Below are 25,609 nucleotides of genomic sequence, written 5' to 3' on the forward strand. Positions count from 1 at the left end.
AATCGACGACGCTAGTCTACTTCACGGATGTCGACCCGCAGCTCACGCGGCACTTCAAACACGATGTTCTCTTCGCGCCCGGTCAGCTCCTGGGCTTCACTGCCGCCCAGCTCACGCAGGCGGGTAATGACGTTCTGCACCAGCACGTCCGGCGCAGAAGCCCCGGCGGTAACGCCGACGCAATTTGCCTCTTTTACCCAGGATTCCTGGATATCCGCGGCGTCATCAATCAGGTAGGCCGCCTTCCCCATTCGCTGTGCCAGTTCGGCAAGGCGGTTGGAGTTAGAGGAGTTTTTAGATCCTACTACCAGCACCACATCGGCTTCACTGGCTAGCGCACGCACCGCTTCCTGGCGGTTAGTGGTGGCATAGCAAATGTCATCTTTACGCGGGCCGATGATTTTCGGGAAGCGCTTGCGCAGGGCGTCAATCACGTCCGAAGTATCGTCCACGGAAAGCGTGGTCTGGGTCATAAACGACAGATTACTTTCGTCTTTAACCTCAAGCGTCAAGACATCATCCGGCGACTCAACCAGGTACATTCCGCCTTTCGGGTTGCTGTACTGACCCATGGTGCCTTCGACTTCCGGGTGGCCGGCATGGCCAATCAGAATCGACTCTTCGCCGCGACGGCTGGCACGCGCCACTTCCATATGCACTTTGGTCACCAGCGGACAGGTGGCATCGAAGACCGTCAGCTCGCGGCTTTTGGCTTCGTTACGCACCGCCTGAGAAACGCCGTGCGCCGAAAAAATCAGGATCGCACCGTCCGGCACTTCGCTGATCTGCTCGATGAAAATCGCCCCACGCTCGCGCAGGCTGTCCACCACGTAGCGGTTATGCACAACTTCGTGGCGAACGTAGATTGGCGCGCCGTAAATCTGCAGCGCGTTTTCGACAATGCTGATAGCGCGGTCGACCCCAGCACAAAAGCCTCTGGGATTAGCCAACAGGATCTGCATTCAACGCCTCCAGTACCGGATTAACTTCCAGTACTTCAATATCAAAATGGATAGTCTGCCCGGCAAGCGGATGGTTAAAGTCCACGGTTATCGAATCTCCGTTAACTTCACGCACCACGCCCGGCATTTCGCTGCCATCCATTGCGGTAAAAAGCATAATCGCACCCGGCTCAGGTTCGCCCGCCTCGACAAACTCACGGCGCGAAAAGTACTGAATCATATCCGGGCTTGGAATGCCAAAGGCCGACTCTGGTGCCAGCGAGAACGCTTTTTTATCACCAGCCTTCAGGCCAACCAGCTGATCTTCCATGCCAGGGGACAGTGTCTCATCCCCAAGGCGGAACAGCGCAGGCTTACCGTTCGCGCGGGTTGACTCCGCTGTGGAGCCATCCTCAAGCTTTAGCGTGAAATGCACCAGCACCGCGCTGTTGGTTTGTACGGACTCAGCCATGGATTACCCTTTTTGCTTTGCGGGCTTGTCGGAGGAGACAAAGAAGCCCTCCAGCACAATCAGCGCCGCGCCGATACAGATTGCGGTATCGGCCAGATTGAAGGTGGCAAAGTGCCAGTCGCCAACGTAGAAATCGATCATGTCGACGACAAAGCCGTGCCACAAGCGATCGAACAGATTGCCGAGCGCACCGCCAATGATTAACGCATAGGCGATGTTATTCAGCTTCTGGCTCGCTTTAGCGCGATACATCATCCACACCAGCGCCACGCAGATACCGATAGCGATCCCCGCGAAGAACCAGCGCTGCCAGCCGCCTTTGTCGGCCAGGAAGCTAAATGCCGCGCCATAGTTACGGGCGTAGTGCAAATTCAGGGACGGGAACAGTGGCACCGTATCCCCCAGCATGAAGTGCTGGAGGATCAGATATTTACTGCCCAGATCCACAATCAGAACTACCACCACCAGCCACAGCCAGCACAACCCGGTAGAGAAAATTGGTTTCATCAAGCAAACTTACGTTGTTCGCCGTCGCCGGCTACGTTGCTGACACAGCGGCCGCAGATTTCTGCGTGTTCCGCTACCTGACCGATATCGGTGGTGTAATGCCAGCAGCGCGGGCACTTCTCACCGTCGGCTTTACGCAGGGCCACTTTCAGCCCCTTGAGGATTTCGCTCTGCTGAGCGTCATCGCTCGCCTGCGCATAATCGGCAACGGCAGCGGCCGAGGTCAACAGGACAAATCGCAATTCATCGCTCAGGCTGTTCAGCTTCGCCGCCAGCTCAGCGTCAGCGTACAGGGTGACTGCCGCTTCCAGAGAACCGCCGATGCGCTTATCAGCACGAGCCTGCTCGATGACCTTGTTCACTTCGCCACGCACGGTCAGCAGAGTATCCCAGAACTCATTGTTCATCCCTTCGCTTTCCGCCAGGCCAAACAGACCTTCGTACCACTCGCCGGTGAACACATACTTCTCGCGCGCACCCGGCAGGAAGCCCCAGATTTCGTCGGCGGTGAAGGACATGATCGGCGCCATCCAGCGCACCAGCGCTTCAGAGATGTGATACAGCGCGGTCTGGCAGCTGCGACGAGCTACGCTGTCGGCCTTCGCGGTGTACTGACGATCCTTGATGATGTCGAGGTAGAACGAGCCCATTTCGACGGAGCAGAAGCGCATCAGACGCTGCACCACTTCGTGGAAATCGAAGTTTTCGTAAGAGGCGAGAATATCCGCCTGAGCTTCTTTCGCGCAGCCAACGGCCCAGCGATCCAGCACCACCATATCTTCTGGTTTCACCATGTCGGTTTCAGGGTTGAAGCCGCTCAGGTTTGCCAGCAGGAAGCGCGCGGTGTTACGGATACGACGATAAGCGTCAGCGGAACGTTTCAGAATCTCGTCAGAAACTGCCATTTCACCGGTGTAATCGGTAGACGCCACCCACAGACGCAGAATGTCCGCGCCGAGCTTGTTCATCACGTCCTGCGGGCTAACGGTGTTGCCGATAGACTTGGACATCTTACGGCCCTGACCATCAACGGTGAAGCCGTGGGTCAGTACCTGGCGGTAAGGCGCTTTGCCTTTCATCGCCGTGGAGATCATCAGGGAGGACATGAACCAGCCGCGATGCTGATCGGAACCTTCCAGGTACATATCCGCAGAATGGCCGTGGAACTCAGGGCGTGCGTCGACCACGGAGTAATTGGTTGAACCGGAGTCGAACCAAACGTCCAGGGTATCAGGCACTTTCACGTAGTTGTCGGCGTCGTCACCCATGATGTCGCGCGGGTCGAGATCCCACCACGCCTGGATGCCGTCCTGCTCAACGCGCTTAGCCACTTCTTCCATCAGCTCAAGCGAGCGTGGGTGCAGTTCTTCGGTGTCTTTATGCACGAACAGAGACATCGGCACGCCCCAGGTACGCTGACGTGAGATACACCAGTCTGGGCGGTTCGCCACCATGGATTCGATACGAGCCTGGCCCCAGTCAGGGATCCACTGCACGCCTTTGATCTCTTTCAGGGACTGCGCGCGCAGGCCTTTCTGATCCATGCTGATAAACCACTGCGGCGTTGCACGGAAGATGATCGGCGTTTTGTGGCGCCAGCAGTGCGGATAGCTGTGCAGCAGTTTTTCAACGTGCAGCAGAGCGCCTTTATCACGCAGGATGTTCACGATCAGGTCATTAGCTTTGAATACCTGAACGCCGTCCAGGCCTTCGTAGGTACCCGGCAGATAGCTGCCGTCCGGGCCAACCGGGTTAGCGATTTCCAGGCCGTATTTCTGGCTGATGGTGTAGTCGTCCGGGCCGTGGCCACCGGCGGTATGTACCGCCCCGGTACCCGCATCCAGGGTAACGTGGTCGCCAAGAATGGCCGGAACGTCAAAGCCCATGAACGGATGCTTAAAGCGCAGCAGCTCAAGCTCAGCGCCTTTTACGGTGCCGAGGATCTGGTAATCGGTCACGCCAGCGCGCTTCAGCACGCTTTCCATCAGGTCCTTCGCCACGATCAGCGCCTGGCCTTCAATCTGCACCAGCACGTAGTCAAACTCAGCGCCCAGGGAGATAGCGCGGTTAGCCGGCAGGGTCCACGGCGTGGTGGTCCAGATAAGCAGGGAGACCGGGCCATTGACGGCTGAGGCACCAAACTTAGCTTTGACCGCATCGACATCTACAGCGTTGAACGTCACGTCGATAGACGGGGACGTTTTGTCGTAATACTCGACTTCCGCTTCCGCCAGCGCGGAACGGCAGTCAACGCACCAGTGAACCGGCTTAGCCCCTTTGTGCAGGTGGCCGTTACCGATGATTTTGCCCAGCGCACGAATGATGTTGGCTTCGGTGCCGAAGTCCATGGTCAGGTATGGACGAGACCAGTCGCCCAGCACGCCCAGGCGGATGAAGTCTTCGCGCTGGCCATTAACCTGCTCGGCGGCATATTTGCGGCACGCGGCACGGAACTCAGCGGCGGACACTTTCTCACCCGGCTTGCCGATCAGTTGCTCAACTTTCAGCTCGATTGGCAGGCCGTGACAGTCCCAGCCCGGCACGTACGGAGAGTCGAAGCCGGAGAGCCCTTTGGACTTAATGATAATATCTTTCAGAATCTTGTTAACTGAGTGACCAATGTGAATGCTACCGTTCGCATAAGGAGGGCCATCATGCAAAATAAAGGTTTTTTTGCCTTTTTTCGCATTACGGATGATGCCGTACAGATCGTCATCATTCCAACGCGCCAGCATACCCGGCTCGCGCTTGGCTAAGTCGCCGCGCATCGGGAACCCTGTTTCAGGCAAATTTAGGGTAGATTTAAAGTCACTCATTAGATTCTCGGTTCCGTATTTCGGTTAGCCTTTCAGGCATTTGACTCAAAAAATTCTCGGGCTGATACCACATCTCTGGCGATTTGCGCCTTCAGCTCATCGAGTGAAGCAAATCGCTGCTCATTACGTATCTTTTTACGCAGCACTACTTCTATATGGCGACCATAAAGGTCCATTACAACGTCCAATAAATGGACTTCAAGCTGCTGGCGTATTCCCGCCACCGTAGGGCGAGTGCCAATGTTTGCCACGCCGGCAATCGGCTTTTCGCCGAGGCCTGAGACTTCAACCGCATAAACCCCTTTCACCGGGGAGACATGGCGGCGCAGCGGCAGGTTCGCCGTTGGGAAACCAATCGTGCGGCCCAGTTCATCACCGTGCACTACGCGACCGGAGATCATGAACGGATGCCCCAACAGGCTTTCGGCCTGCGGCAGGTCGTCATCGGCCAGCGCCTGACGCACCGCAGTACTGCTGATGCGCACGCCCCCCTCACAAAACGTTTGGGTGCTGGTGATGTCAAAACCGTATTCGCGGCCAGCCTTCTGTAATAACAAGAAATCCCCCTGGCGACCAGCGCCAAAGCGGAAATCATCGCCGACCGCGAGGAATTTCACCCCGAGACGGTCAACCAGAAGATCGCTGACAAAGTTTTGCGCGCTCAACGCGGCGAAACGACGGTCGAAGCGAACGCACAGAACATAGTCCACGCCACACTCGGCCAAATAACGCAGCTTTTCTCGCAGACGAGTCAGGCGAGCTGGTGCCTTTTCCGGTGCAAACAATTCGAGCGGCTGAGGCTCGAAAATCATGACCATCACAGGGAGATTGCGCGCACGCCCCTCTTCACACAGGCCCTTTAACAGTGCCTGATGGCCACGATGTACGCCGTCGAAGTTACCAATGGTGAGTACACACCCGTGGTGCTCCCGGCGCAGATTATGTATACCGCGTATCAGCTTCATGGCTGGCTCAAAACAGTGGAAATTGGCGGATTATACCAACTACCGCGATTAAGGTTAACCGACGATTACCGCCTTTAACGTAAAGCTTGAATGAATTCATTGTACTGGGAAGGGCTTTGCACCCGCTTCGCATTTGTCTTGACGAATTTTGATGCGAAAGACTGTATTCCCAAGCCTGATGCTGGTAGAATCCGCGCCATCACACGTAAGAGGTGTCGGAAATTTAACGACGCTTATTTGCACAAATCCATTGACAAAAGAAGGCTAACGGGGCATATTCCTCGGCCTTTGAATTGTCCACATAGATCATATTTGGGAGTTGGACCTTGGCTAATATCAAATCAGCTAAGAAACGTGCTGTACAGTCTGAAAAGGCTCGTAAGCACAACGCAAGCCGTCGCTCTATGATGCGTACTTTCATCAAGAAAGTATACGCAGCGATTGAAACTGGCGATAAAGCTGCTGCACAGAAAGCATTTAACGAAATGCAACCAATCGTGGACCGTCAGGCTGCTAAAGGTCTGATCCACAAAAACAAAGCTGCGCGTCATAAAGCAAACCTGACTGCGCAAATCAACAAACTGGCTTAATCGCCTTTTTGCTGTGAGCTTTGATAAAAAAACCGGCTAACGCCGGTTTTTTTATGCCTGTCACTCAGCCAACTTTGAAGAGCGCCGAATAATCCTTGCTGCAGATGCGCTGCACGGCGGGATGCTGAATCATACGCTCAGCAAAAATGGCGTGGTACTCCTCCAGCACGTTATCCATTCTGCCTATCTCGACGATGTTGTCACCGCTGTAGATGTCCTGCGCGTACAGCGTCGGAGCAACAAAGATAGCGTTGTGCGCGGCACCAAACGCTTTCATCAATGCGGCATCATCAAACTCGCCCAGAATCTCAATCTTCAGCCCCTGAATGTTAATCCAGTTGAGAAGCTTGCGCCCGAGCATGGAGCGGCGCCCGGGAATAAGCAGACGGCGTGTTTCAAGGCAGGCAGGGAAAGACTGCTCCGGCGCAGGCCCCTTGCACCAGAAGCTGATACCGCACTCGCCGAGCTTCACCGAAAACAGCCCTTCCTGCTGAGTCGAGTCTATCGGGCAGTCCGAAATGATCATATCCAGCTTATGCTGGCTCAGCTGCTCGAGCAGCATTTCATGGGTAGATTCAAAGCAGCGCAGGTGAATCTGCTCATCCCCAACGACCGCTGCGTCCAGCACGCCGCTGACCAGGCGCTTGGACAACGCATCCGCGACGCCAACATCAAACAGGATATTGGCCTCTTTACGGTAGTTAACGATATCCAGCATTTCCTGGCTTAGGGTAAACATTCTGTCGGCATAGCGGAACACCAGTTGCCCCAGCTCGGAAGGCACAAGCCCCCTTCCCTGACGACGGAATAGCTTGCCCTGCAGGCGCTCTTCAAGCGCTTTAATCTGCCCGGTGATGGTTTGCGGGGTCAGGAACAGTGCCTCAGCGGCACCGACGACTGACCCTTCTTTGCACACGTGCCAGAAATAATAAAGATGGTTGTAATTGATATGGGACATGCCCTTCACTCCCTGAGAGTTAATCCATTATCGGGTCATCTGACGATGACCCGGCAGCCAGTACCGTCATGAAGCAGCCTTAGGCAACCGTGCTTTTAGCATGGTAAAACCTACGACCGCGGAAAGTAACGATCCCAGCAAAATCCCCAGCTTCGCCCAGGTAATAAGCTCCGCATCCACGTCGCCAAATGCCAGCGAGGCGATAAAAATCGACATCGTAAAACCAATGCCGCACAGCACGCCCACCGCCATAATATCCCTGAAGCTTGTGCCCTCCGGCAGCGAGGCAAGCTTCAGTTTGAGCGCCAGCCAGCAGAACAGGCTAATGCCCAGCGGCTTGCCGATAAACAGTCCGGCAATAATGCCGAGCGGTAGCAGAGACGTCAGCCCCTCCAGCGTCACCCCGTTGAGCGAAACCCCGGCGTTGGCAAAGGCAAACAGCGGCAGGATCAGGAAAGCAACCCAGGGGTGTAGCACATGCTCCAGCTCCTGAGCGGGCGAGCGCCCTTTCTGCTCTTTTAGCGGGATGAAGAAGCCAATAATGACTCCCGCCAGCGTAGCGTGCACGCCTGATTTTAATACCGCCGTCCAAAGTATAATGCCAACCAGGATGTAGACGCCTGTACGGCGAACGTTAAACAGGTTCAGCAGCGCCAGGACAACGATGGCCGCCGCCGCAACGCCCAACGACATCATCGAGAGATCGTGGGTATAAAACAGCGCGATAATCACAATCGCCCCAAGGTCATCGATAATCGCCAATGCCATCAGGAAGACCTTCAACGCCAGCGGAACTCGGTTGCCCAGCAACGCCAGGATCCCCAAAGCAAACGCGATATCCGTTGCCGCCGGGATAGCCCAGCCTTCACGCGTGACAGGATCAGCATAGTTGAAAACCAGGTAAAGCAGAGCCGGCACGACCATCCCACCCAGGGCGGCAATGACCGGAAACGAAGCCTGACGACGATCGGCTAGCGAACCGATCACCATCTCCCGCTTCACCTCCAGACCTATCATCAGGAAGAAAATCGCCATCAGGGCGTCGTTCACCCACAGCAGCAGATTTTTACTGATATCCAACGGCCCAATTCTCACCTCAACGGGCGTGGCGAGAAATGCCTCGTAACCGGCGCTGGTTGCTCCCATGTTCGCCAGCAGCATCGCCAGCACGGCGGCAACAATCAAAAAAATACCGCCAGCGGCATCATTCTGAAAAAAGCGTTGCAGATTTTTAGTCATTATTTCACCTAACTCTCTAAGTAGCCGATTCATCCTGAACACTAATATGGTAGCCAGCATAGCGATAATGACACATCGTTAAAAACAGCTTATATAGCAAACAATGATCGTTAAAACCGATCAATTGCGGCAGGCATAAAAAAACCTGAACCGAATGAAGCAGTTCAGGTTTTTGCAGTATTGCAGCCGGAAGAAATTAGCGGGTCAAATCGTCAAAGAATTTCTTCACGCCGTCGAAGAAGCTCTTCGAGCGCGGGCTGTTATTCGCCCCGGTTGGGCCGCCGAAGCTCTCTTCCAGGTCACGCAGCAGCTTTTTCTGCTTTTCGTTCAGGCTAACCGGCGTCTCTACAACCACACGGCACAGCAGGTCGCCCTGCGCACCGCCGCGTACAGACTTCACGCCTTTACCACGCATTCTGAACAGCTTGCCGGTTTGCGTTTCGCCCGGCACCTTCAAGTTAACCCGACCGTCCAGAGTTGGGACTTCAATTTCCCCGCCCAGCGCGGCCATCGCAAAGTTGATCGGCACTTCGCAGTACAGGTTATTGCCTTCACGTTCGAAGATTGGGTGCTGTTTCACCTGAACCTGAACGTACAGATCGCCTGACGGCGCACCGTGTTCACCCGCTTCGCCTTCGCCCGACAGACGAATACGGTCGCCGGTATCCACGCCAGCCGGGATTTTCACCGACAGCGTTTTGGTTTTCTCTACGCGACCGTGGCCGTGACAGCTGTTGCACGGATCTTTAATGATGGTGCCGCGGCCCTGACAATGCGGGCAGCTTTGCTGCACGGTGAAGAAGCCCTGACGCATCTGCACCTGGCCCTGTCCGTGACAGGTTGGACAGGTCTGCGGAGAAGAACCTTTTTTCGCGCCGCTGCCGTGGCAAACGTCACACTCTTCCAGCGTCGGGATACGGATCTCTTTGGTGACGCCACGAACCGCTTCTTCAAGCGTTAAGTCCATGTTGTAGCGCAGGTCCGCGCCACGAGACGCACGTTGACGGCGTCCGCCACCAAAAATGTCGCCAAATACGTCGCCAAAGATATCGCTGAAGTCCGCACCGCCGCCGCCAAAGCCGCCACCGCCGCCCATACCGCCCTGCTCAAACGCGGCGTGGCCATACTGATCGTAGGCCGCACGTTTTTGATCGTCGGTAAGGATTTCGTAGGCTTCTTTGATCTCTTTGAACTTCGCCTCGGCCTCTTTATCGCCCTGGTTACGGTCCGGATGGAACTTCATCGCCAGGCGCTTGTAAGCCTTTTTGATTTCACGCTCTTCCGCTGATTTCGGAACGCCTAAAACCTCGTAATAGTCTCTCTTCGCCATCTCTTTTTTCTGCCCTTAACATACGAGCACGGGCGTGGAGTAAACTCCGCGCCCGTGCCGGTTAATTACCCTGCATCAGGGCGATTATTTTTTATCTTTAACTTCTTCGAACTCGGCATCAACAACATCGTCGTCTTTGCCGGCGTTGGCGTGGCCTGCATCTGCGGCATTGCCAGCCTGCTGTTCAGCGTGCTGCTGCTGAGCCAGTTCCATCAGCTTCTGGGAAACTTCAGCCAGTGCCTGGATTTTGGCTTCGATATCCGCTTTGTCTTCGCCTTTCAGGGACGCTTCCAGCGCGGTCAGCGCAGACTCGATAGCAGTTTTGTCGTCAGCCGGCAGTTTGTCGCCTGCTTCTTCAACCTGCTTACGGGTGCTGTGCAGCAGATGGTCACCCTGGTTGCGGGTCTGAACCAGCTCTTCGAACTTACGGTCAGCTTCGGCGTTAGCTTCTGCATCACGAACCATTTTCTGGATTTCGTCTTCGTTCAGACCAGAAGATGCCTTGATGGTGATCTTCTGCTCTTTACCGCTGTTTTTATCTTTTGCAGAAACGTGCAGGATACCGTCAGCATCGATGTCGAAGGTGACTTCGATCTGTGGCATACCGCGCGGTGCCGCGCTGATCCCGTCCAGGTTGAACTGACCCAGTGATTTGTTATCGGATGCGCGTTTACGCTCACCCTGAATCACGTGGATGGTTACCGCAGACTGGTTGTCTTCAGCGGTAGAGAACACCTGGCTGTGCTTGGTCGGGATCGTGGTGTTTTTGTTGATGAGTGCAGTCATCACGCCGCCCATGGTTTCGATACCCAGAGACAGAGGGGTAACGTCCAGCAGCAGTACGTCTTTCACTTCACCCGTCAGAACACCACCCTGAACCGCTGCACCGATAGCAACAGCTTCATCCGGGTTAACGTCTTTACGCGGCTCTTTACCGAAGAACTCAGCAACTTTTTTCTGCACCATTGGCATACGAGTCTGACCGCCGACCAGGATAACGTCCTGGATATCGGAAACGGACAGGCCAGCATCCTGCAGGGCAACTTTCAGCGGCTCGATAGAACGGTTTACCAGGTCTTCAACCAGGGATTCCAGTTTCGCACGAGTCACTTTGATGTTCATGTGTTTTGGACCGGTCGCGTCTGCAGTGATGTACGGCAGGTTCACGTCGGTCTGCTGTGCAGAAGAAAGCTCGATTTTCGCTTTTTCTGCCGCTTCTTTCAGGCGCTGCATGGCCAGCGGATCGTTACGCAGGTCAATGCCCTGATCTTTCTTAAACTCGTCAACGAGGTAGTTGATCATGCGGCTGTCGAAGTCTTCACCACCCAGGTGGGTATCACCGTTGGTTGCCAGAACTTCGAAGGTTTTTTCGCCATCAACTTCGTCGATTTCGATAATAGAGATATCGAAAGTACCACCACCGAGGTCGTAAACCGCGATAGTACGGTTGCCAACTTCTTTATCCAGACCGTAAGCCAGCGCGGCTGCGGTTGGTTCGTTGATGATACGTTTGACTTCCAGACCCGCGATACGGCCGGCGTCTTTGGTTGCCTGACGCTGAGCATCGTTGAAGTATGCAGGTACGGTGATAACAGCTTCGGTTACCGGCTCACCCAGGTAATCTTCAGCGGTTTTCTTCATTTTCTTCAGCACTTCTGCAGAGATCTGCGGCGGTGCCATTTTCTGACCTTTTACATCAATCCATGCGTCGCCGTTGTCAGCGCCGATGATTTTGTAAGGCATGATGGCTTCATCACGCTGCACTTCTTCATCCTGGAAGCGGCGGCCAATCAGGCGTTTGATCGCAAACAGAGTGTTTTGCGGGTTAGTCACTGCCTGACGTTTAGCCGGCTGACCTACCAGGATTTCGCCGTCCTGAGTGTAAGCAATGATAGAAGGCGTGGTGCGGTCGCCCTCGGCGTTCTCCAGCACACGAGCAGTTGTACCATCCATAATCGCGACACAAGAGTTGGTTGTCCCCAGGTCGATACCAATAATTTTACCCATCTAAACGTCTCCACTAAAAATTCGTCATCATGTGGTTGTGAACCTGTTATGCGGGCAAAAGCATCTGTTTCAACTGCCCGAAGCGTTTTTTTTCAGGTCCGCCAACTGCGGTTGCATACAAGATGGGGTCGCAACGCCTGCCATCAAGGGGCAGGTGAAAAAAAATTTTCTGCTTTCCCCCCGCTCAGATCATAGACGGCGACGTGCAGCCTGATTATTATGCCGCGCCCGCAACCGGACTCCCGGCTGCGTGGCATTAATTGACATTACATTTCAGATGAATTTTTCAGAGGAACTATGGGCAACACTAAGTTGGCTAATCCAGCTCCCCTGGGCTTAATGGGCTTCGGCATGACCACCATTTTGCTCAACCTGCATAACGCAGGTATTTTTGGTTTTGACGTTACTATCCTCGCGATGGGGATTTTCTACGGTGGGATCGCGCAAATCTTCGCGGGCCTGCTGGAGTTTAAAAAAGGGAACACTTTCGGTTTAACCGCCTTCACCTCTTACGGCTCTTTCTGGCTGACGCTGGTGGCGATTCTGCTGATGCCTAAAATGGGCCTGAGTGATGCGGCCAACGGCCACTTCCTCGGCGCGTACCTGGGCCTGTGGGGCGTATTCACGCTGTTCATGTTCTTCGGCACCCTGAAAGCGCCACGCATGCTGCAGTTCGTGTTTGCCAGCCTGACCGTGCTGTTTGCCCTGCTGGCGATTGGCCACCTGGCAGATAACGAAGCTATCGTTAAGGTTGCTGGCTGGATTGGCCTGGTTTGTGGCGCAAGCGCTATCTACCTCGCAATGGGTGAAGTGCTGAACGAGCAGTTTGGCCGCACCGTGCTGCCAATCGGCGAAAAACACTGATCTTCCTTTAGTGGAAAGTAAAACGCGGAGCCCTGCTCCGCGTTTTTTTTATTCAGGATTGCGTCAGCGCCCCTTTTTCTATCTTATCCTGATGATGAATATCTTTTCTTAGCCAAATCCCCATCACCAACCCCACGATAGCCAGCGCCAGCACGTACCAGGCCGGTGCCATTGGCGAAACGCCCATCAGCATGGTCACCGCAATTGGCGTCAGACCGCCGAAAATGGCATACGACAGATTGTAAGAGAACGATATGCCGGTAAAACGCACCTGCGCCGGGAACGCACGTACCATAACAAACGGCACCGCACCCACCACGCCCACGCTCAGCCCGACCAGGCCATACAGCAGGAACAGATGCTCAGGGTGAGTCCCGCTCAGGTGATAAAACATCCAGCTGCAAACGGCAAGCAGGAAACTGCCTACGGTAAAGGTCTTCCCCGCGCCGAAGCGATCGGCCGCCAGCCCTGCCAGCAGGCAGCCAACGCACAGCATAATCGTCGCGATACTGTTCGCCTGCAGCGTCAGGGCTGGCGCAATACCGTGCTGTTTTTGCAGCCAGATGGGGGACATCAAAATGACGACCACGATGCAGGCGGAAAGCAGCCAGGTCAGCAGCATTGAAACCACCACCGCTTTTTTATGGCCAACTATCACCGATTTGAGCGGCAGCTCTTCGGCCAGCGCCTTGCGCTGCTGCATTTCGAGGAAAACAGGCGTTTCACGCAGCCAGCGGCGCAGGTACATCGCCACCAGGCCGAAAATCCCGCCCAGGAAGAAAGGAATACGCCAGCCGCCATCGTGAATAGCCTGCTGAGTCATTGAGGTATTGATGATGGTTGCCACTACAGAACCCAGCAGAATCCCGACGGTCAGCCCCATCGTTAAGATACCGCAGGCAATACCGATGCGCTTTTCCGGAACGTGTTCGGAAACGAACACCCAGGCTCCAGGGACTTCTCCCCCAATTGCCGCACCCTGCAGGATACGCATCAGCAATAACAGCAACGGAGCCGCAATCCCTAACGACGCATAGGTCGGCAACAGGCCGATAGCCAGCGTCGGAACAGCCATCAGCAGAATGCTGAGGGTAAACATCTTTTTGCGCCCCACCAGATCGCCAAAATGCGCCATGACGACACCGCCCAGAGGACGCACGAGATAGCCCGCAGCAAAGATGGCGAACGTTTGCACCTGGCGCAGCCACTCGGGGATATCAGCCGGGAAGAAAAGCTCTCCCAGTACGGCCGCAAAGAAGACGAAAATGATGAAGTCGTAGAATTCGAGGGCACCGCCGAGGGCGGCAAGCGTCAGGGTTTTATAGTCCTGGCGATTAAGAGGTCTGGCGTGCTGTTTTGACATAGGGGACCGCTTGTAAAGAGGAGTGTTAATTATTTTTTCCGTTTTCATGTAAAGCCAGAGTTACTATAACGGTTAAATGTTAACACTCCATAACAATTCGATCTTATGTCACAAAAGCTGATTATTCAGGGTTTTGTTTCGCGACGTGCGCTTTTAGGACGAAAAGCTGCTACGACCCCGGCATCGGTTTCGATATAAGGCCCATCAAGCAACTGTATACAATACGGTACACTTGCAAAAATACCCGGCACGACAACTTTCCCGCTTTCGTCCTTCACGCCTTCCAGCGTTTCCTGAATTGATTTTGGCTGCCCCGGCAGGTTAACGATCAGCGCCTGTTTACGGATAACCCCCACCTGACGCGAAAGGATCGCCGTCGGAACAAAATGCAGGCTGATTTGACGCATCTGCTCGCCAAACCCGGGCATCACGCGGTCAGCAACCGCAAGCGTAGCGTCCGGCGTTACGTCGCGGCGCGCGGGGCCGGTTCCGCCGGTGGTCAGCACCAAATGGCAGCCCATCTCATCAACCAGCTCACAAAGCGTTTGCTCAATAATGGGCTGTTCATCGGGGATCAGGCGAGTTTGCATCTCAAAGGGCGTAGTCAGAGTATGTTCCAGCCATTCCTGCAGCGCAGGGATGCCCTTGTCCTGGTACACGCCGCTGGAAGCGCGGTCAGAAATGGACACGAGTCCAATGCGTAAGGTATTCATAAAGTTTCCGGAAATCAGCAAGCCTGAGCGGAATGATACACGGGGAAAGAGGATGCAGACAGGAGAAGCGGTGAAAAGCGTGGCCGACAGGCGCCGGCCACGGGAATGATTACAGCAGGTCGCCGATCATTTTTTCCAGTTTTTCCTGGTCGATAGCAAACTTACGGATACCGTCCGCCAGCTTGTCTACGGCCATTGGATCCTGGTTGTGCTGCCACAGGAACTGGGACTCGGTGATGCGCTCAGGACGCGCCTTCACTTCACCGGTGTAGCTCAGCTTACGCTCGAGCGCGCCTTCGCTTTCAGACAGCTCTTTCAGCAGAGCAGGAGCGATGGTCAGGCGGTCACAGCCAGCCAGCTCGATAATTTCACCGACGTTACGGAAGCTTGCGCCCATAACTACGGTTTCATAGCCGTGCTGCTTGTAGTACTGGTAGATTTCGGTCACGGAAACCACGCCTGGATCTTCCTGCGGGGCGTACTCTTTCTTGTCGGTGTTAGCTTTGTACCAGTCGAGGATACGGCCAACGAACGGAGAAATCAGGAATACGCCAGCTTCAGCACAGGCACGAGCCTGAGCGAAGGAGAACAGCAGGGTCAGGTTACAGTTGATGCCTTCTTTTTCCAGCTGCTCTGCAGCGCGAATGCCCTGCCAGGTTGAAGCCAGTTTAATCAGAATGCGATCGTTGCTGATGCCCGCGTCGTTGTAGAGCTTGATCAGGTGTTTCGCTTTAGCGATGCTGGCTTCGGTGTCATAAGACAGGCGAGCATCCACTTCGGTAGAAATACGGCCAGGGATCAGCTTCAGAATTTCCAGGCCGATGTTCACAGCCAGCTTATCGGAAGCGTCAACCACCTGCTGAGCGCGGTCGCTGCTCTGGCTACGAGCCCAGGTAATCGCTTCGTCAATCAGTTTGCGATACTCAGGGATCTGCGCAGCGTTAAGAATCAGAGAAGGGTTGGTAGTAGCATCTTGCGGCTGGTACAGCTTCATTGCCGCGATATCTCCGGTGTCAGCAACCACGGTGGTCAGTTGACGCAAAGAAGTCAATTTATCCGTCATAATGAGTGTTTCTCTTCAGGTGTAGCTTGTTAGGGAGATGTAACCGGTCTGACTTGATGATATCACGCCGCCCATCAGGTGCAACCGCGACAAGTGCTGTCCGTCCAGTGGACCAGAATATGATAAACTCGGCCGCCAATTTATCTGTAACGTAATGGATTGCATGGCACGGGCCCGTCAACCTCGCCGCCATCACGCATTAACAAGAGGGACGTTAATGACAGATTTCTTATTTTTTATCAACGAAGTACTCTGGGGCTCTGTATTGCTCTGGCTGCTGATTGGCGCGGGAATCTGGTTCACGTTCCGCAGCGGCTTCGTCCAGTTCCGCTATTTTACCCGTTTACGCATTTTCCTCCGTAACAGCGACTCACCGGATCCTTCCGGAATATCCTCATTCCAGGCGCTCTGCACCAGCCTTGCCGCCCGCGTAGGCAGCGGGAACCTTGCGGGCATCGCGCTGGCTATCTCCGCAGGCGGGCCAGGTTCAGTATTCTGGATGTGGGTTGCGGCGGTACTCAGCATGGCCACCGCTTTTGCCGAATGCTCACTTGCCCAGCTTTATAAGAGCCGGGACAAAGAGGGTAATTATCGCGGCGGCCCGGCGTGGTACATGGAGCGCGGGCTGGGCATGCGCTGGATGGGCGTGCTGTTTTCCGTCTTTTTGATCGTAGCCTTCGGTATGGTCTTTAACGCCGTCCAGGCTAATTCCATTGCTATCGCCACCCACTATGCGTTTGACGTGCCGAAAATCTGGGTGGGCGTTTTCCTGGTTGCCATGACCGCGCTGGTTATCTGGCGAGGCATGAGAACCATCGCGCGACTCTCGCAATGGCTGGTGCCGCTGATGGCGTTACTGTGGGTGTGCATGAGCCTGTATGTTGTTGTCCTGCACATTGAACGCTTCCCGGAGGTTATCAGGCTGATTTTCAGCCACGCTTTTGGCTGGCATGAAGCCGCATCAGGTGCGTTGGGTTATACCGTCAGCCAGGCCATCACCAACGGTTTTCAGCGCGGGATGTTTTCCAACGAGGCGGGTATGGGCTCCACCCCCAACGCGGCAGCGGCGGCGGCTGCATGGCCTCCGCACCCGGCGACTCAGGGCGTGGTACAAATGTTTGGAGTGTTAATCGACACGCTAATCATCTGCACCGCGACCGCCGCCATCGTGCTGATGTCCGGCATGATAGACGGCATTGAAACCTCACGTAGCGGCATTATTCTGGTTCAACAGGCGCTTAGCTCAGCCGTGGGCGGCTGGGGCAGCGGTTTTATCGTGATCGTTGTCTTCCTCTTTGCCTTCACTTCCATCATGGCGAACTACACCTACGCAGAGAACAACCTGCTGTTCCTGAACCAGGACAGCCGCGTGCTGAAATTTTTACTGCGCTTTATGGTGCTAACGATGGTGATGTTCGGTACGCAGGCAGCCCTGCCGCTGGTCTGGCAGCTGGCAGACGTGGCGATGGCTATTATGGCGATCACCAATATCACGGCGATTTTATTGCTTTCTCCGGTGGTGAAAGCGATAGCGGCGGATTATTTGCGCCAGCAAAAGCTCGGGATCTCCCCAATATTCAACCCAAACCGTTTCCCGGACATTAAGAACCAGCTTGCGCCCGGCGTTTGGGACAGAGACGTGGAAAAAAAACCTTAGCTGATTGCAGCCATAGGCCGCTACGTCCGGGAAATTTGCTAAAGTAACGGCCAAACCATGCAAGGAGTGGACATGCTAATTCTTATCTCACCTGCCAAGACGCTGGATTACCAAAGCGAGCTGCCTACGGACCGCTATACACAGCCGGAACTGCTGGAATACTCCCGGCAGTTAATCAGCGTTGCCCGCAAGCTTAGCGCGCCGCAAATTGCCTCGCTGATGAGCATCAGCGACAAGCTGGCTTCGCTGAACGAAACGCGCTTCCACGAGTGGCAGCCGGCGTTCACTCCACAAAACGCGCGCCCTGCTATTCTGGCGTTTAAAGGCGATGTTTATACCGGCCTGCAAGCTGAAGAATTCAGCGAAGCGGACTTTGATTTCGCCCAGCAGCACCTGCGTATGCTTTCCGGGCTGTACGGCGTACTGCGCCCGCTGGATCTGATGCAGCCCTACCGCCTGGAAATGGGCATTCGCCTGGAAAACCCGAAAGGCAAAGATCTCTACCACTTCTGGGGCGACACGATAACCGAGAAGCTCAACCAGGTGCTGGCGACACAGGGCGGCAACATCGTGGTAAACCTGGCGTCTGATGAATACTTTAAGGCGGTTAAGCCTAAGAAGCTGAATGCGGAAATCATCAAGCCCGTCTTCCTGGATGAGAAAAACGGCAAGTTTAAAGTCATTAGCTTCTACGCGAAAAAAGCGCGCGGATTGATGAGCCGCTACATCATTGAGAATCGCCTGACGAAGCCCGAACAGCTAAAAGCGTTTAATACCGACGGCTACTTCTTTGATGCAGACGCCTCACAGAAAAACGAACTGGTGTTTAAGCGCCACGAGCAGTAAAAAAAACGCCAGCGCTAAGCTGGCGTTTTAATTTGCACTGGCGCCGGTCATCTATCCCAGCGGTCATCATGATGATAGCGCGGCGGGCCATCGAAATGTTCATGGCGCTGCCAGCAGAGAAAAAGCCCCCATTTTACCAACCAAATGGGGCTTCAGGATTAAGCTTTAACCATCATGAACTTACGCAGTTCGGCGAAATCAGCCGGAAGATTGTGGGACAGCAGCGGCAGGTCGGCGCGGGATGCCAGCTCCTGCGGCAACGGCAGCGCTTCACCCAGAATCTCTTCCACGCTCTCTTTAAACTTCGCCGGATGCGCAGTCCCCAGGAACAGGCCAAACTCGCCAGGCTGCAGCTGGTCGCGCAGGGCACGGTAAGCAATGGCCGCATGCGGTTCAGAAACGTAGCCAATAGCCTTCAGCTCACGCATCGTCTCTTTGGTGGTTTCATCGGTGACTGCGGCATAGCCCAGGTCGGTCAGGCGCCAGATTTTGCGGCGGAACAATTCTTCCACGCGCGGCCAGTTGTTAGGCTGGCTTACGTCCATCGCGTTGGAAAGCGTTGCAACAGTCGTTTTAGGCGCCCACTGGCCTTCTGCGAGGAAGCGTGGAACGGTGTCGTTGGCATTCGTGGCGGCGATAAAACGCTTAATCGGCAGGCCGAGTGATTTCGCCAGCAGGCCCGCAGTCAGGTCACCGAAGTTGCCGCTCGGCACGGAGACCACCAGCTGGTTACGGGCTTCCTGCGGCAGCTGAGCCACGGCTTCAAAGTAGTAGCAAATCTGCGCCAGCAGGCGGCTGATGTTGATGGAGTTCGCCGAGTTTAACCCAAGCGCCACTTTCAGCTCTTCATCGTCAAACGCCTGTTTTACCAGCGCCTGACAGGCATCGAAATCACCGTCAATCGCCACGGTTTCGATATTGCCGCCGAGGGTACAGAACAGTTTTTCCTGCAGCGGGCTGATTTTCCCCCGTGGGTAAAGAATGACTACGCGTACGTTCTCTATGCCATAAAACGCATGAGCCACGGCCGCGCCGGTATCGCCTGATGTAGCGGTCAAAATGGTCACCGGTTTGTCGCCGCTGATGTGGGTCAGCATCTGGGCCATAAAGCGCCCGCCAAAGTCTTTAAACGCCAGCGTCGGGCCGTGGAACAGCTCCAGGCAGCCTACGTCCGGTTCGACCATATTGACCGGTGCAGGGAAGGCGAAAGCCGCTCGCACGCGCTCTGCCAGAATCTCCTGCGGGATCTCATCGCCGATAAACGCAGACAAAATTTTGCTGCTGCGGCTGACAAAGTCCATATCCAGCATGGCGTCGATTTCAGTCAGCTCAAACTCCGGCAGGTCGTGCGGGAAGAACAGACCCTGCTGCTTGCCCAGCCCCTGGGTAACGGCCTGTGCAAAAGAGACCTGCTCGTTGTGATCTTTAAGGTTGTACAGTTTCATGCTTTATCCCAAAACTCGTGCGCCAGCCGTATCCAGACGGCAAATATGTACAAAACCTTCCTGGTTCTGCAAATAATGTTGGCTGAGCCAGTCAGCCACGCGCTGTGCGGTGTCGGTGTTATCGCACAGTGCAAATAAGGTCGGGCCGGAACCCGAAATCCCGCTCGCCAGCGCGCCAATATCCGCGACGGCCTTACGGGACTCATCAAACTTAGGCAGCAGTTTGGCGCGGTAAGGCTCGGCGATGACATCCCGCATCAATTTTGCGGCAAGCGCAGGCTGGCGGGTGTGGCAGGCATGAATAAAACCGGCCAAATGGCGACCGTGACTGATGCAGTCCTGGCGGCGATACTGGGCAGGTAAAATCGCACGTGCTTCTGCGGTCGAAACCTTAATGCCAGGGTAAGCCAGCACCCACAGCCACTCATCAAAGCCTGGCACCTGCTGGCTGATGATGCCGCTTTCTTCGATCATCAACTGCATTCCGCCGAGGAAACAAGGCGCTACGTTGTCGTAATGAATGCTGCCGGAAATACGCCCTTCCAGCTCGCCCATCAGCCCCAGCAGACGCGTGTCGCTAAGAGGCTTGCCGCAGAATTCATTCATCGCCATCAGGCCAGCAACCACAGAGCAGGCGCTGGAACCCAGGCCAGAACCAATAGGCATGTTTTTCTCAAGCGTCATCGCCACGGGGATCGTTTTACCTACCTCCTGGCAAAAACGCTCCCAGCACTGATAAACAATGTTCTCACGCGGCTCATCCGGCAGTTTGCTGGCGAAGCGCCCAAGGTTGGTGAGGCTGAAGCTGTCCGCCGCCTCCACCGTGACATAATCACCGAGATGTGAACCATCAATGGGCGACACCGCCGCGCCCAGCACGTCGAATCCGACGCTCATATTGGCGCTGGAAGCCGGGGCATATACTTTAACCATCTTAAACTCCTAACTTCCATGACAGGGTACGAAGCAGATCCGCGAAAACACCGGCTGCGGTAACGTCATTACCCGCGCCATAGCCACGTAGAACCATCGGCAACGGTTGATAATAGTGGCTGTAGAAGGCCAGGGCGTTTTCGCCATTTTTCACCTTATACAGCGGATCGTTGCCGTCTACGGCATCGATTTTCACTTTACAGCTGCCGTCTTCTTCAATAATGCCGACGTAACGTAGCACTTTCCCATCGTCACGCGCCTTCCTCACACGAGCCGCAAACTCATCATCCAACTGAGGAAGGCGTGCCATAAAAGACTCGACGTCTCCGCTCGCATCAAAATTTTCCGGAAGCACAGATTCGATCTCGATATCCGAAAGTTCCAGATCGCTTCCGGTCTCACGGGCCAGAATCAACAGCTTACGAGCAACGTCCATGCCGGAAAGATCGTCACGCGGATCCGGTTCGGTATACCCCATCTCACGGGCGGTGCTGGTGGCAAGCGAGAAGCTCATCCCCTCGTCCAGCTTGCCGAAGATGTAAGAGAGCGATCCGGAAAGAATGCCGGAAAAACGCTGCAGTTCATCACCCGCATTCAGCAGATTTTGCAGGTTTTCAATCACCGGCAAACCCGCGCCAACGTTGGTGTCGTAGAGGAATTTACGGCGCGATTTCTCGGCGGCATTACGCATCTGGTGATAGTAATTCATGCTCGAGGTGTTGGCCTTTTTGTTTGGCGTCACCACGTGGAAACCTTCGCTCAGGAAGTCGGCGTACTGATCCGCTACGGCCTGGCTGGAGGTACAGTCCACAATGACCGGGTTCAGCAGATGGTACTCTTTCACCAGGCGAATCAGGCGGCCAAGGTTGAACGGCTCTTTCGCCTGCTCCAGCGCCTGCTGCCAGTTTTCAAGATCGAGGCCGTGAACGTTGGTCAGCAGCGCTTTAGAGTTCGCCACGCCGCAGACGCGCAGGTCGATGTGCTTCGCCTTCAGCCACGCCTGCTGGCGCTTAACCTGCTCGAGCAAAGCCGCGCCCACGCCGCCAACGCCAACAAGGAACAGCTCGATAACCTGGTCGGTGTTAAACAGCATCTGGTGGGTGACACGCACGCCGGTCACGGCATCGTCGTTGTTCACCACAACGGAGATCGAACGCTCGGAGGAGCCCTGGGCGATAGCGATAATATTGATATTTGCCCGAGCCAGCGCGGCAAAGAACTTGGCGGAGATACCGCGCAGCGTCTTCATGCCGTCACCCACGACGGAGATAACCGCCAGACGCTCGGTCACCGCCAGCGGCTCCAGCAGCTCTTCTTTCAGCTCGAGATAGAATTCATCTTCCATCGCCTTGCGGGCACGGCCACAGTCAGCCTGCGGCACGCAGAAGCTGATGCTGTATTCAGAAGAAGACTGGGTAATCAGCACCACGGAGATGCCGGCACGGGACATCGCGGCAAACACGCGCGCGGCCATGCCGACCATGCCCTTCATGCCCGGGCCGGACACGCTGAACATTGCCATATTATTCAGATTGGTAATGCCCTTAACCGGCAGTCCTTCATCGTCGCTTTTATCGCCAATAAGGGTGCCTGGCGCCTGAGGGTTTCCGGTATTTTTAATCAGGCAAGGGATCTGGAACTGTGCAATCGGGGTGATCGTGCGAGGGTGAAGAACTTTAGCGCCGAAGTAGGAAAGCTCCATCGCTTCCTGGTAAGACATCGACTTCAGCAACCTGGCGTCCGGGACCTGGCGCGGGTCGCAGGTATAAACGCCGTCGACGTCAGTCCAGATCTCACAACAGTCGGCTCGCAGACAGGCGGCCAGCACGGCGGCAGAATAGTCGGAGCCGTTACGGCCCAGCACCACCAGCTCACCTTTCTCGTTACCGGCGGTAAAGCCAGCCATCAGGATCATGTGATCTTCAGGAATGCGGCTGGCTGCGATACGGCGGGTAGATTCTGCAATATCCACGCTCGAGTCCAGATAGTGGCCCACGGCCAGCAGCTTCTCGACGGGATCGATAACCGTAACCTGGTAGCCGCGGGCCTGCAGCACGCCAGACATAATCGCGATCGACAGCTTCTCACCCCGGCAAATGATCGCCGCGTTGATGCTGTCCGGGCACTGTCCCAGCAGGCTGATGCCGTGCAGAACGTGCTTAAGCTGGGCAAACTCTTGATTCACCACGGCCTTTAGCTCGGCCAGCGGGAAGCCCGGCTGCGCCTCTGCCAGGCCAGTCAGCAGTTCGGAGAAAATACGCTCGGCGTCGCTGATATTCGGCACTGCATCCTGGCCACCGATAGTTTTCTCTATCATCGCCACAAGGTGGTTAGTAATTTTTGCCGGAGCAGACAGCACGGTCGCCACCTGCCCCTGTTTGGCATTACTTTCCAGGATATCGGCAACGCGGAGAAAACGTTCCGCATTTGCCACCGAAGTACCGCCGAATTTCAACACTCGCATTGTTGTGACCCCTTGATTTTTTCCCGAAAAAAAAGCCCGCACTGTTTAGGTGCGGGCTTTTTTCATTTTTACCTGTATGCGTCAGCCCGCACCGTTACCTGTGGTAATGGTGGTTGTGATAATTGTGGTAATCAGGCTGAAGCGGAACATGGATGTTGTGTGCTCTAAATTTGTATTAGCTCTATTGGTTAAAGCAATCCCCTTATCAAGTCAATTTTTTTTAGTTCTGTCACAAAAAATCGACTTGTTCGGTCACGCTGGTAAATCCGCCAAAAATGGTGGTAAAAACACGAAAAACCGGCATTAAATTAGATATAAACTTCAAATAAATTAAATTTAAAGAAATTTTATTCTGGTAATTTTTTTTCGATATCATGGAGCAAACGGTGCAGCATTGCGGTGTCTCTCTGCTCGAGCAGCCCCAGGCGCTGCTGTACCCAGTCGACCATTTTTTGGTCACCGGCAACCTCAAGCCGGTTTAACAACGCGGCAATCCGTAAGCGCAAAGCGTTCAATTGTTGACCATCACCCTCTGGATTTTCCACCGGCGGGAGCTGCATCAGGGCGGAAAGCTGGTAGCAATAAACCATCACGGCCTGACCCAGGTTGAGCGAAGGATAATCCGCAACCATCGGTACGCCGGTTAAAACATCCGCCAGCTCCAGCTCTTCGTTAGTCAGCCCGGAATCCTCCCGGCCAAACACCAGCGCCGCGCACCCTACCCATTGACGCTTCTCTTCCAGCAGCGGCACCAGCTGCTCCGGCGTGGCGTAGTAGTGGAATTTCGCCCGGCTTCGGGCCGTCGTCGCTATCGAAAAATCAACGTCGCTCAGAGCTTCGGCAAGGGTGTCGTAGTGGCGCACGCCGTCAAGGATATCGCCCGCCCCGTGGGCAACCCAACGCGCGGCAGGCTGGAGATGTGCATCACTGGCGACGATGCGCAGTTCCGTAAAACCCATCGTTTTCATGGCCCGGGCGGCAGCCCCGACGTTCTCAGCTCTGGCTGGTGAAACCAGGATAATTGGCAAACGCATTGGAACTCTCTTCTAAAATTCGTAAAAACGTGCGAAGTGATGCACAAATTTTGATAATACGCATCGCAAATTTACTTTGTTGCAACATATATTATAACTGTAGCCACTCGCGCAGCGTATAACTTAAGCTTATGCTTTTACATGATTATATGGCATAAGAACGTTGTAAATACATCTTATATCCATTTGTTTAGCATGGTTTATTTCTTTACGAGCCGGTGGAAGCCACAGGCCAGATTCGGCCTGGTTTTTTTAACGCTTTACGATCTTGATTATTAAATAGTTGTGACAAAAGCTAGCATTGAGCTACGATGATTTAATGAAACTGTTAACGTGCTACAATTGAAATTGATATATGTCAACGAAGCGTAGTTTTATCAGGTGTCTAAGCAGCACTAGCCTGTTATGTTGCTGTTAAAATGGTTAGGATAATAGCCGTTTTTGACACCGTCGGGTCAAAAGGGAACGTACCCACGACCAAGCTAATGATGTTGTTGACGTTGATGGAAAGTGCATCAAGAACGCAATTACGTACTTTAGTCACGTTAAGCCCGGCATGTTAATTTATGGCATGTAACAGGCAGGTCAGGGACTTTTGTACTTCCTGTTTCGATTTAGTTGGCAATTTTAGGTAGCAAACATGCAGACCCCGCACATTCTTATCGTCGAAGACGAATTAGTAACACGCAACACGCTAAAAAGCATTTTTGAAGCGGAAGGCTATGATGTTTTTGAAGCGACCGATGGCGCAGAGATGCATCAAATCCTTGCCGATAATGACATCAATCTCGTCATTATGGACATCAACCTGCCGGGTAAAAACGGCCTGCTGCTGGCGCGTGAACTGCGCGAGCAAGCCAATGTGGCGCTGATGTTCCTGACGGGCCGTGATAACGAAGTGGACAAGATCCTGGGTCTTGAAATTGGCGCAGATGACTACATCACCAAGCCATTCAACCCACGTGAATTGACCATTCGTGCACGCAACTTGCTGTCCCGTACGATGAATTTAGGCGCTATCAGCGAAGAGCGTCGCTCCGTTGAGAGCTACAAATTCAACGGCTGGGAGCTGGACATCAACAGCCGCTCACTGGTTAGCCCGAACGGTGAACAGTACAAGCTGCCGCGTAGTGAATTCCGCGCGATGCTGCACTTCTGTGAAAACCCAGGCAAAATTCAGTCTCGTGCTGAATTGCTGAAGAAAATGACCGGTCGCGAGCTGAAGCCGCATGACCGCACCGTCGATGTGACTATCCGCCGTATTCGTAAACACTTCGAATCCACGCCGGATACGCCGGAAATCATCGCCACGATCCACGGCGAAGGTTACCGTTTCTGCGGCGATCTGCAGGAATAAGCAAGAAGGATTACGAAAAGGGCTGACCAGCGTCAGCCCTTTTTT

The 25,609-nt window shown here is 54.6% G+C and carries 23 protein-coding genes and 1 other annotated feature; of the genes, 5 read left to right on the plus strand and 18 right to left on the minus strand.

Annotated elements, in window-relative coordinates; all coding sequences use genetic code 11:
• Positions 1-11 precede the first annotated feature (11 nt).
• Genes ispH through ribF form a run of 5 tightly spaced genes read right to left on the minus strand, consistent with a single transcriptional unit; the run spans position 12 to position 5,701 of the window.
• Positions 12-962, minus strand: a complete 951-nt coding sequence (gene ispH, locus JT31_RS08820) for a 4-hydroxy-3-methylbut-2-enyl diphosphate reductase (protein ID WP_038475685.1) — start codon at positions 960-962, stop codon at positions 12-14.
• Positions 943-1,413: an FKBP-type peptidyl-prolyl cis-trans isomerase gene (fkpB, locus tag JT31_RS08825; protein WP_038475687.1), complete on the minus strand. Its 471-nt coding sequence runs from the start codon at positions 1,411-1,413 to the stop codon at positions 943-945. Before fkpB ends, ispH begins: the two co-directional genes overlap by 20 nt.
• Before the next feature lie 3 nt (positions 1,414-1,416).
• Positions 1,417-1,920, minus strand: coding sequence for a signal peptidase II (gene lspA, locus JT31_RS08830; protein WP_038475688.1), 504 nt, complete (start codon positions 1,918-1,920; stop codon positions 1,417-1,419).
• The gene (gene ileS, locus JT31_RS08835; RefSeq protein ID WP_038475690.1) at positions 1,920-4,736 is read right to left on the minus strand and encodes an isoleucine--tRNA ligase; all 2,817 of its coding nucleotides are present in this window, start codon (positions 4,734-4,736) and stop codon (positions 1,920-1,922) included. The genes lspA and ileS overlap by 1 nt, the downstream gene beginning before the upstream one ends.
• Before the next feature lie 32 nt (positions 4,737-4,768).
• Positions 4,769-5,701, minus strand: a complete 933-nt coding sequence (ribF, locus tag JT31_RS08840) for a bifunctional riboflavin kinase/FAD synthetase (RefSeq protein WP_038475692.1) — start codon at positions 5,699-5,701, stop codon at positions 4,769-4,771.
• A 326-nt stretch (positions 5,702-6,027) separates the two neighbouring features.
• Here ribF and rpsT point away from each other — a divergent pair, with 326 nt between their 5' ends.
• The gene (gene rpsT / locus JT31_RS08845; protein WP_008461694.1) at positions 6,028-6,291 is read left to right on the plus strand and encodes a 30S ribosomal protein S20; all 264 of its coding nucleotides are present in this window, start codon (positions 6,028-6,030) and stop codon (positions 6,289-6,291) included.
• A gap of 64 nt (positions 6,292-6,355) precedes the next feature.
• Here the strand turns inward: rpsT and nhaR are convergent, their stop codons facing one another.
• From nhaR to dnaK, 4 genes are all read right to left on the minus strand, one after another.
• A complete protein-coding gene (gene nhaR / locus JT31_RS08850) occupies positions 6,356-7,249 on the minus strand; it encodes a transcriptional activator NhaR (protein WP_038475694.1) in 894 nt (297 codons plus the stop codon).
• Positions 7,250-7,315: 66 nt separating this feature from the next.
• Complete coding sequence (gene nhaA / locus JT31_RS08855) at positions 7,316-8,488, minus strand: Na+/H+ antiporter NhaA (RefSeq protein ID WP_038475696.1); 1,173 nt, start codon at positions 8,486-8,488, stop codon at positions 7,316-7,318.
• 196 nt (positions 8,489-8,684) lie between these two features.
• The gene (gene dnaJ, locus JT31_RS08860; RefSeq protein ID WP_038475698.1) at positions 8,685-9,818 is read right to left on the minus strand and encodes a molecular chaperone DnaJ; all 1,134 of its coding nucleotides are present in this window, start codon (positions 9,816-9,818) and stop codon (positions 8,685-8,687) included.
• An 84-nt stretch (positions 9,819-9,902) separates the two neighbouring features.
• Positions 9,903-11,825: a molecular chaperone DnaK gene (gene dnaK / locus JT31_RS08865; RefSeq protein ID WP_038475700.1), complete on the minus strand. Its 1,923-nt coding sequence runs from the start codon at positions 11,823-11,825 to the stop codon at positions 9,903-9,905.
• A 297-nt stretch (positions 11,826-12,122) separates the two neighbouring features.
• Here dnaK and satP point away from each other — a divergent pair, with 297 nt between their 5' ends.
• On the plus strand, positions 12,123-12,689 hold the full coding sequence (gene satP / locus JT31_RS08870; protein WP_038475702.1) for an acetate uptake transporter: 567 nt from the start codon (positions 12,123-12,125) through the stop codon (positions 12,687-12,689).
• A gap of 52 nt (positions 12,690-12,741) precedes the next feature.
• On the opposite strand, the gene JT31_RS08875 is transcribed toward satP, so the two are convergent.
• The 3 genes from JT31_RS08875 to tal all read right to left on the minus strand — a co-directional run bounded on the left by JT31_RS08875 (position 12,742) and on the right by tal (position 15,828).
• The gene (locus JT31_RS08875; protein ID WP_038482963.1) at positions 12,742-14,052 is read right to left on the minus strand and encodes an MFS transporter; all 1,311 of its coding nucleotides are present in this window, start codon (positions 14,050-14,052) and stop codon (positions 12,742-12,744) included.
• A 125-nt stretch (positions 14,053-14,177) separates the two neighbouring features.
• Positions 14,178-14,765 carry a molybdopterin adenylyltransferase gene (mog, locus tag JT31_RS08880; protein WP_038475704.1) on the minus strand — a complete coding sequence of 196 codons (588 nt, stop codon included), beginning with the start codon at positions 14,763-14,765 and terminating at the stop codon, positions 14,178-14,180.
• Positions 14,766-14,874: 109 nt separating this feature from the next.
• Complete coding sequence (tal, locus tag JT31_RS08885) at positions 14,875-15,828, minus strand: transaldolase (protein WP_038475706.1); 954 nt, start codon at positions 15,826-15,828, stop codon at positions 14,875-14,877.
• 217 nt (positions 15,829-16,045) lie between these two features.
• Between tal and JT31_RS08890 the strand changes: the two genes are divergently transcribed.
• Both JT31_RS08890 and yaaA read left to right on the plus strand, forming a co-directional pair.
• A complete protein-coding gene (locus tag JT31_RS08890) occupies positions 16,046-17,485 on the plus strand; it encodes an alanine/glycine:cation symporter family protein (protein WP_038475708.1) in 1,440 nt (479 codons plus the stop codon).
• A 72-nt stretch (positions 17,486-17,557) separates the two neighbouring features.
• Positions 17,558-18,331, plus strand: a complete 774-nt coding sequence (gene yaaA, locus JT31_RS08895) for a peroxide stress protein YaaA (protein ID WP_038475710.1) — start codon at positions 17,558-17,560, stop codon at positions 18,329-18,331.
• A gap of 158 nt (positions 18,332-18,489) precedes the next feature.
• Here the strand turns inward: yaaA and thrC are convergent, their stop codons facing one another.
• The 6 genes from thrC to yjjY form a co-directional block, all read right to left on the minus strand.
• Positions 18,490-19,776 (minus strand): threonine synthase, encoded by a 1,287-nt coding sequence (gene thrC, locus JT31_RS08900; RefSeq protein WP_038475712.1) that lies wholly within the window; start codon positions 19,774-19,776, stop codon positions 18,490-18,492.
• Positions 19,777-19,779: 3 nt separating this feature from the next.
• Positions 19,780-20,709: a homoserine kinase gene (thrB, locus tag JT31_RS08905; protein ID WP_038475714.1), complete on the minus strand. Its 930-nt coding sequence runs from the start codon at positions 20,707-20,709 to the stop codon at positions 19,780-19,782.
• A 1-nt stretch (position 20,710) separates the two neighbouring features.
• Positions 20,711-23,173 carry a bifunctional aspartate kinase/homoserine dehydrogenase I gene (gene thrA / locus JT31_RS08910; RefSeq protein ID WP_038475716.1) on the minus strand — a complete coding sequence of 821 codons (2,463 nt, stop codon included), beginning with the start codon at positions 23,171-23,173 and terminating at the stop codon, positions 20,711-20,713.
• A 25-nt stretch (positions 23,174-23,198) separates the two neighbouring features.
• Positions 23,199-23,316, minus strand: a sequence feature (Thr leader region).
• The gene (gene thrL, locus JT31_RS23055; RefSeq protein WP_071530522.1) at positions 23,255-23,323 is read right to left on the minus strand and encodes a thr operon leader peptide; all 69 of its coding nucleotides are present in this window, start codon (positions 23,321-23,323) and stop codon (positions 23,255-23,257) included. It overlaps the preceding feature by 62 nt.
• 197 nt (positions 23,324-23,520) lie before the next feature.
• Positions 23,521-24,207: a tRNA/rRNA methyltransferase gene (locus JT31_RS08915; RefSeq protein WP_038475718.1), complete on the minus strand. Its 687-nt coding sequence runs from the start codon at positions 24,205-24,207 to the stop codon at positions 23,521-23,523.
• A gap of 403 nt (positions 24,208-24,610) precedes the next feature.
• Positions 24,611-24,751, minus strand: a complete 141-nt coding sequence (gene yjjY / locus JT31_RS23705) for a protein YjjY (protein ID WP_144244039.1) — start codon at positions 24,749-24,751, stop codon at positions 24,611-24,613.
• Positions 24,752-24,847: 96 nt separating this feature from the next.
• Between yjjY and arcA the strand changes: the two genes are divergently transcribed.
• Positions 24,848-25,564 (plus strand): two-component system response regulator ArcA, encoded by a 717-nt coding sequence (arcA, locus tag JT31_RS08920; protein WP_008461663.1) that lies wholly within the window; start codon positions 24,848-24,850, stop codon positions 25,562-25,564.
• Positions 25,565-25,609 lie beyond the last annotated feature (45 nt).

Origin of the sequence: Cedecea neteri (assembly GCF_000757825.1) — a bacterium.
Lineage (GTDB): Bacteria > Pseudomonadota > Gammaproteobacteria > Enterobacterales > Enterobacteriaceae > Cedecea > Cedecea selenatireducens.

Bases quoted from the DNA above. Each gene is read 5' to 3' on its own strand.
- ispH (WP_038475685.1), bottom strand. From the start codon at position 962: ATGCAGATCCTGTTGGCTAATCCCAGAGGCTTTTGTGCTGGGGTCGAC.
- satP (WP_038475702.1), top strand. From the start codon at position 12,123: ATGGGCAACACTAAGTTGGCTAATCCAGCTCCCCTGGGCTTAATGGGC.
- mog (WP_038475704.1), bottom strand. From the start codon at position 14,765: ATGAATACCTTACGCATTGGACTCGTGTCCATTTCTGACCGCGCTTCC.
- lspA (WP_038475688.1), bottom strand. From the start codon at position 1,920: ATGAAACCAATTTTCTCTACCGGGTTGTGCTGGCTGTGGCTGGTGGTG.
- tal (WP_038475706.1), bottom strand. From the start codon at position 15,828: ATGACGGATAAATTGACTTCTTTGCGTCAACTGACCACCGTGGTTGCT.
- dnaJ (WP_038475698.1), bottom strand. From the start codon at position 9,818: ATGGCGAAGAGAGACTATTACGAGGTTTTAGGCGTTCCGAAATCAGCG.
- dnaK (WP_038475700.1), bottom strand. From the start codon at position 11,825: ATGGGTAAAATTATTGGTATCGACCTGGGGACAACCAACTCTTGTGTC.
- arcA (WP_008461663.1), top strand. From the start codon at position 24,848: ATGCAGACCCCGCACATTCTTATCGTCGAAGACGAATTAGTAACACGC.
- JT31_RS08875 (WP_038482963.1), bottom strand. From the start codon at position 14,052: ATGTCAAAACAGCACGCCAGACCTCTTAATCGCCAGGACTATAAAACC.
- thrB (WP_038475714.1), bottom strand. From the start codon at position 20,709: ATGGTTAAAGTATATGCCCCGGCTTCCAGCGCCAATATGAGCGTCGGA.
- thrC (WP_038475712.1), bottom strand. From the start codon at position 19,776: ATGAAACTGTACAACCTTAAAGATCACAACGAGCAGGTCTCTTTTGCA.
- ileS (WP_038475690.1), bottom strand. From the start codon at position 4,736: ATGAGTGACTTTAAATCTACCCTAAATTTGCCTGAAACAGGGTTCCCG.
- yaaA (WP_038475710.1), top strand. From the start codon at position 17,558: ATGCTAATTCTTATCTCACCTGCCAAGACGCTGGATTACCAAAGCGAG.
- fkpB (WP_038475687.1), bottom strand. From the start codon at position 1,413: ATGGCTGAGTCCGTACAAACCAACAGCGCGGTGCTGGTGCATTTCACG.
- thrA (WP_038475716.1), bottom strand. From the start codon at position 23,173: ATGCGAGTGTTGAAATTCGGCGGTACTTCGGTGGCAAATGCGGAACGT.
- nhaR (WP_038475694.1), bottom strand. From the start codon at position 7,249: ATGTCCCATATCAATTACAACCATCTTTATTATTTCTGGCACGTGTGC.
- ribF (WP_038475692.1), bottom strand. From the start codon at position 5,701: ATGAAGCTGATACGCGGTATACATAATCTGCGCCGGGAGCACCACGGG.
- JT31_RS08915 (WP_038475718.1), bottom strand. From the start codon at position 24,207: ATGCGTTTGCCAATTATCCTGGTTTCACCAGCCAGAGCTGAGAACGTC.
- JT31_RS08890 (WP_038475708.1), top strand. From the start codon at position 16,046: ATGACAGATTTCTTATTTTTTATCAACGAAGTACTCTGGGGCTCTGTA.
- nhaA (WP_038475696.1), bottom strand. From the start codon at position 8,488: ATGACTAAAAATCTGCAACGCTTTTTTCAGAATGATGCCGCTGGCGGT.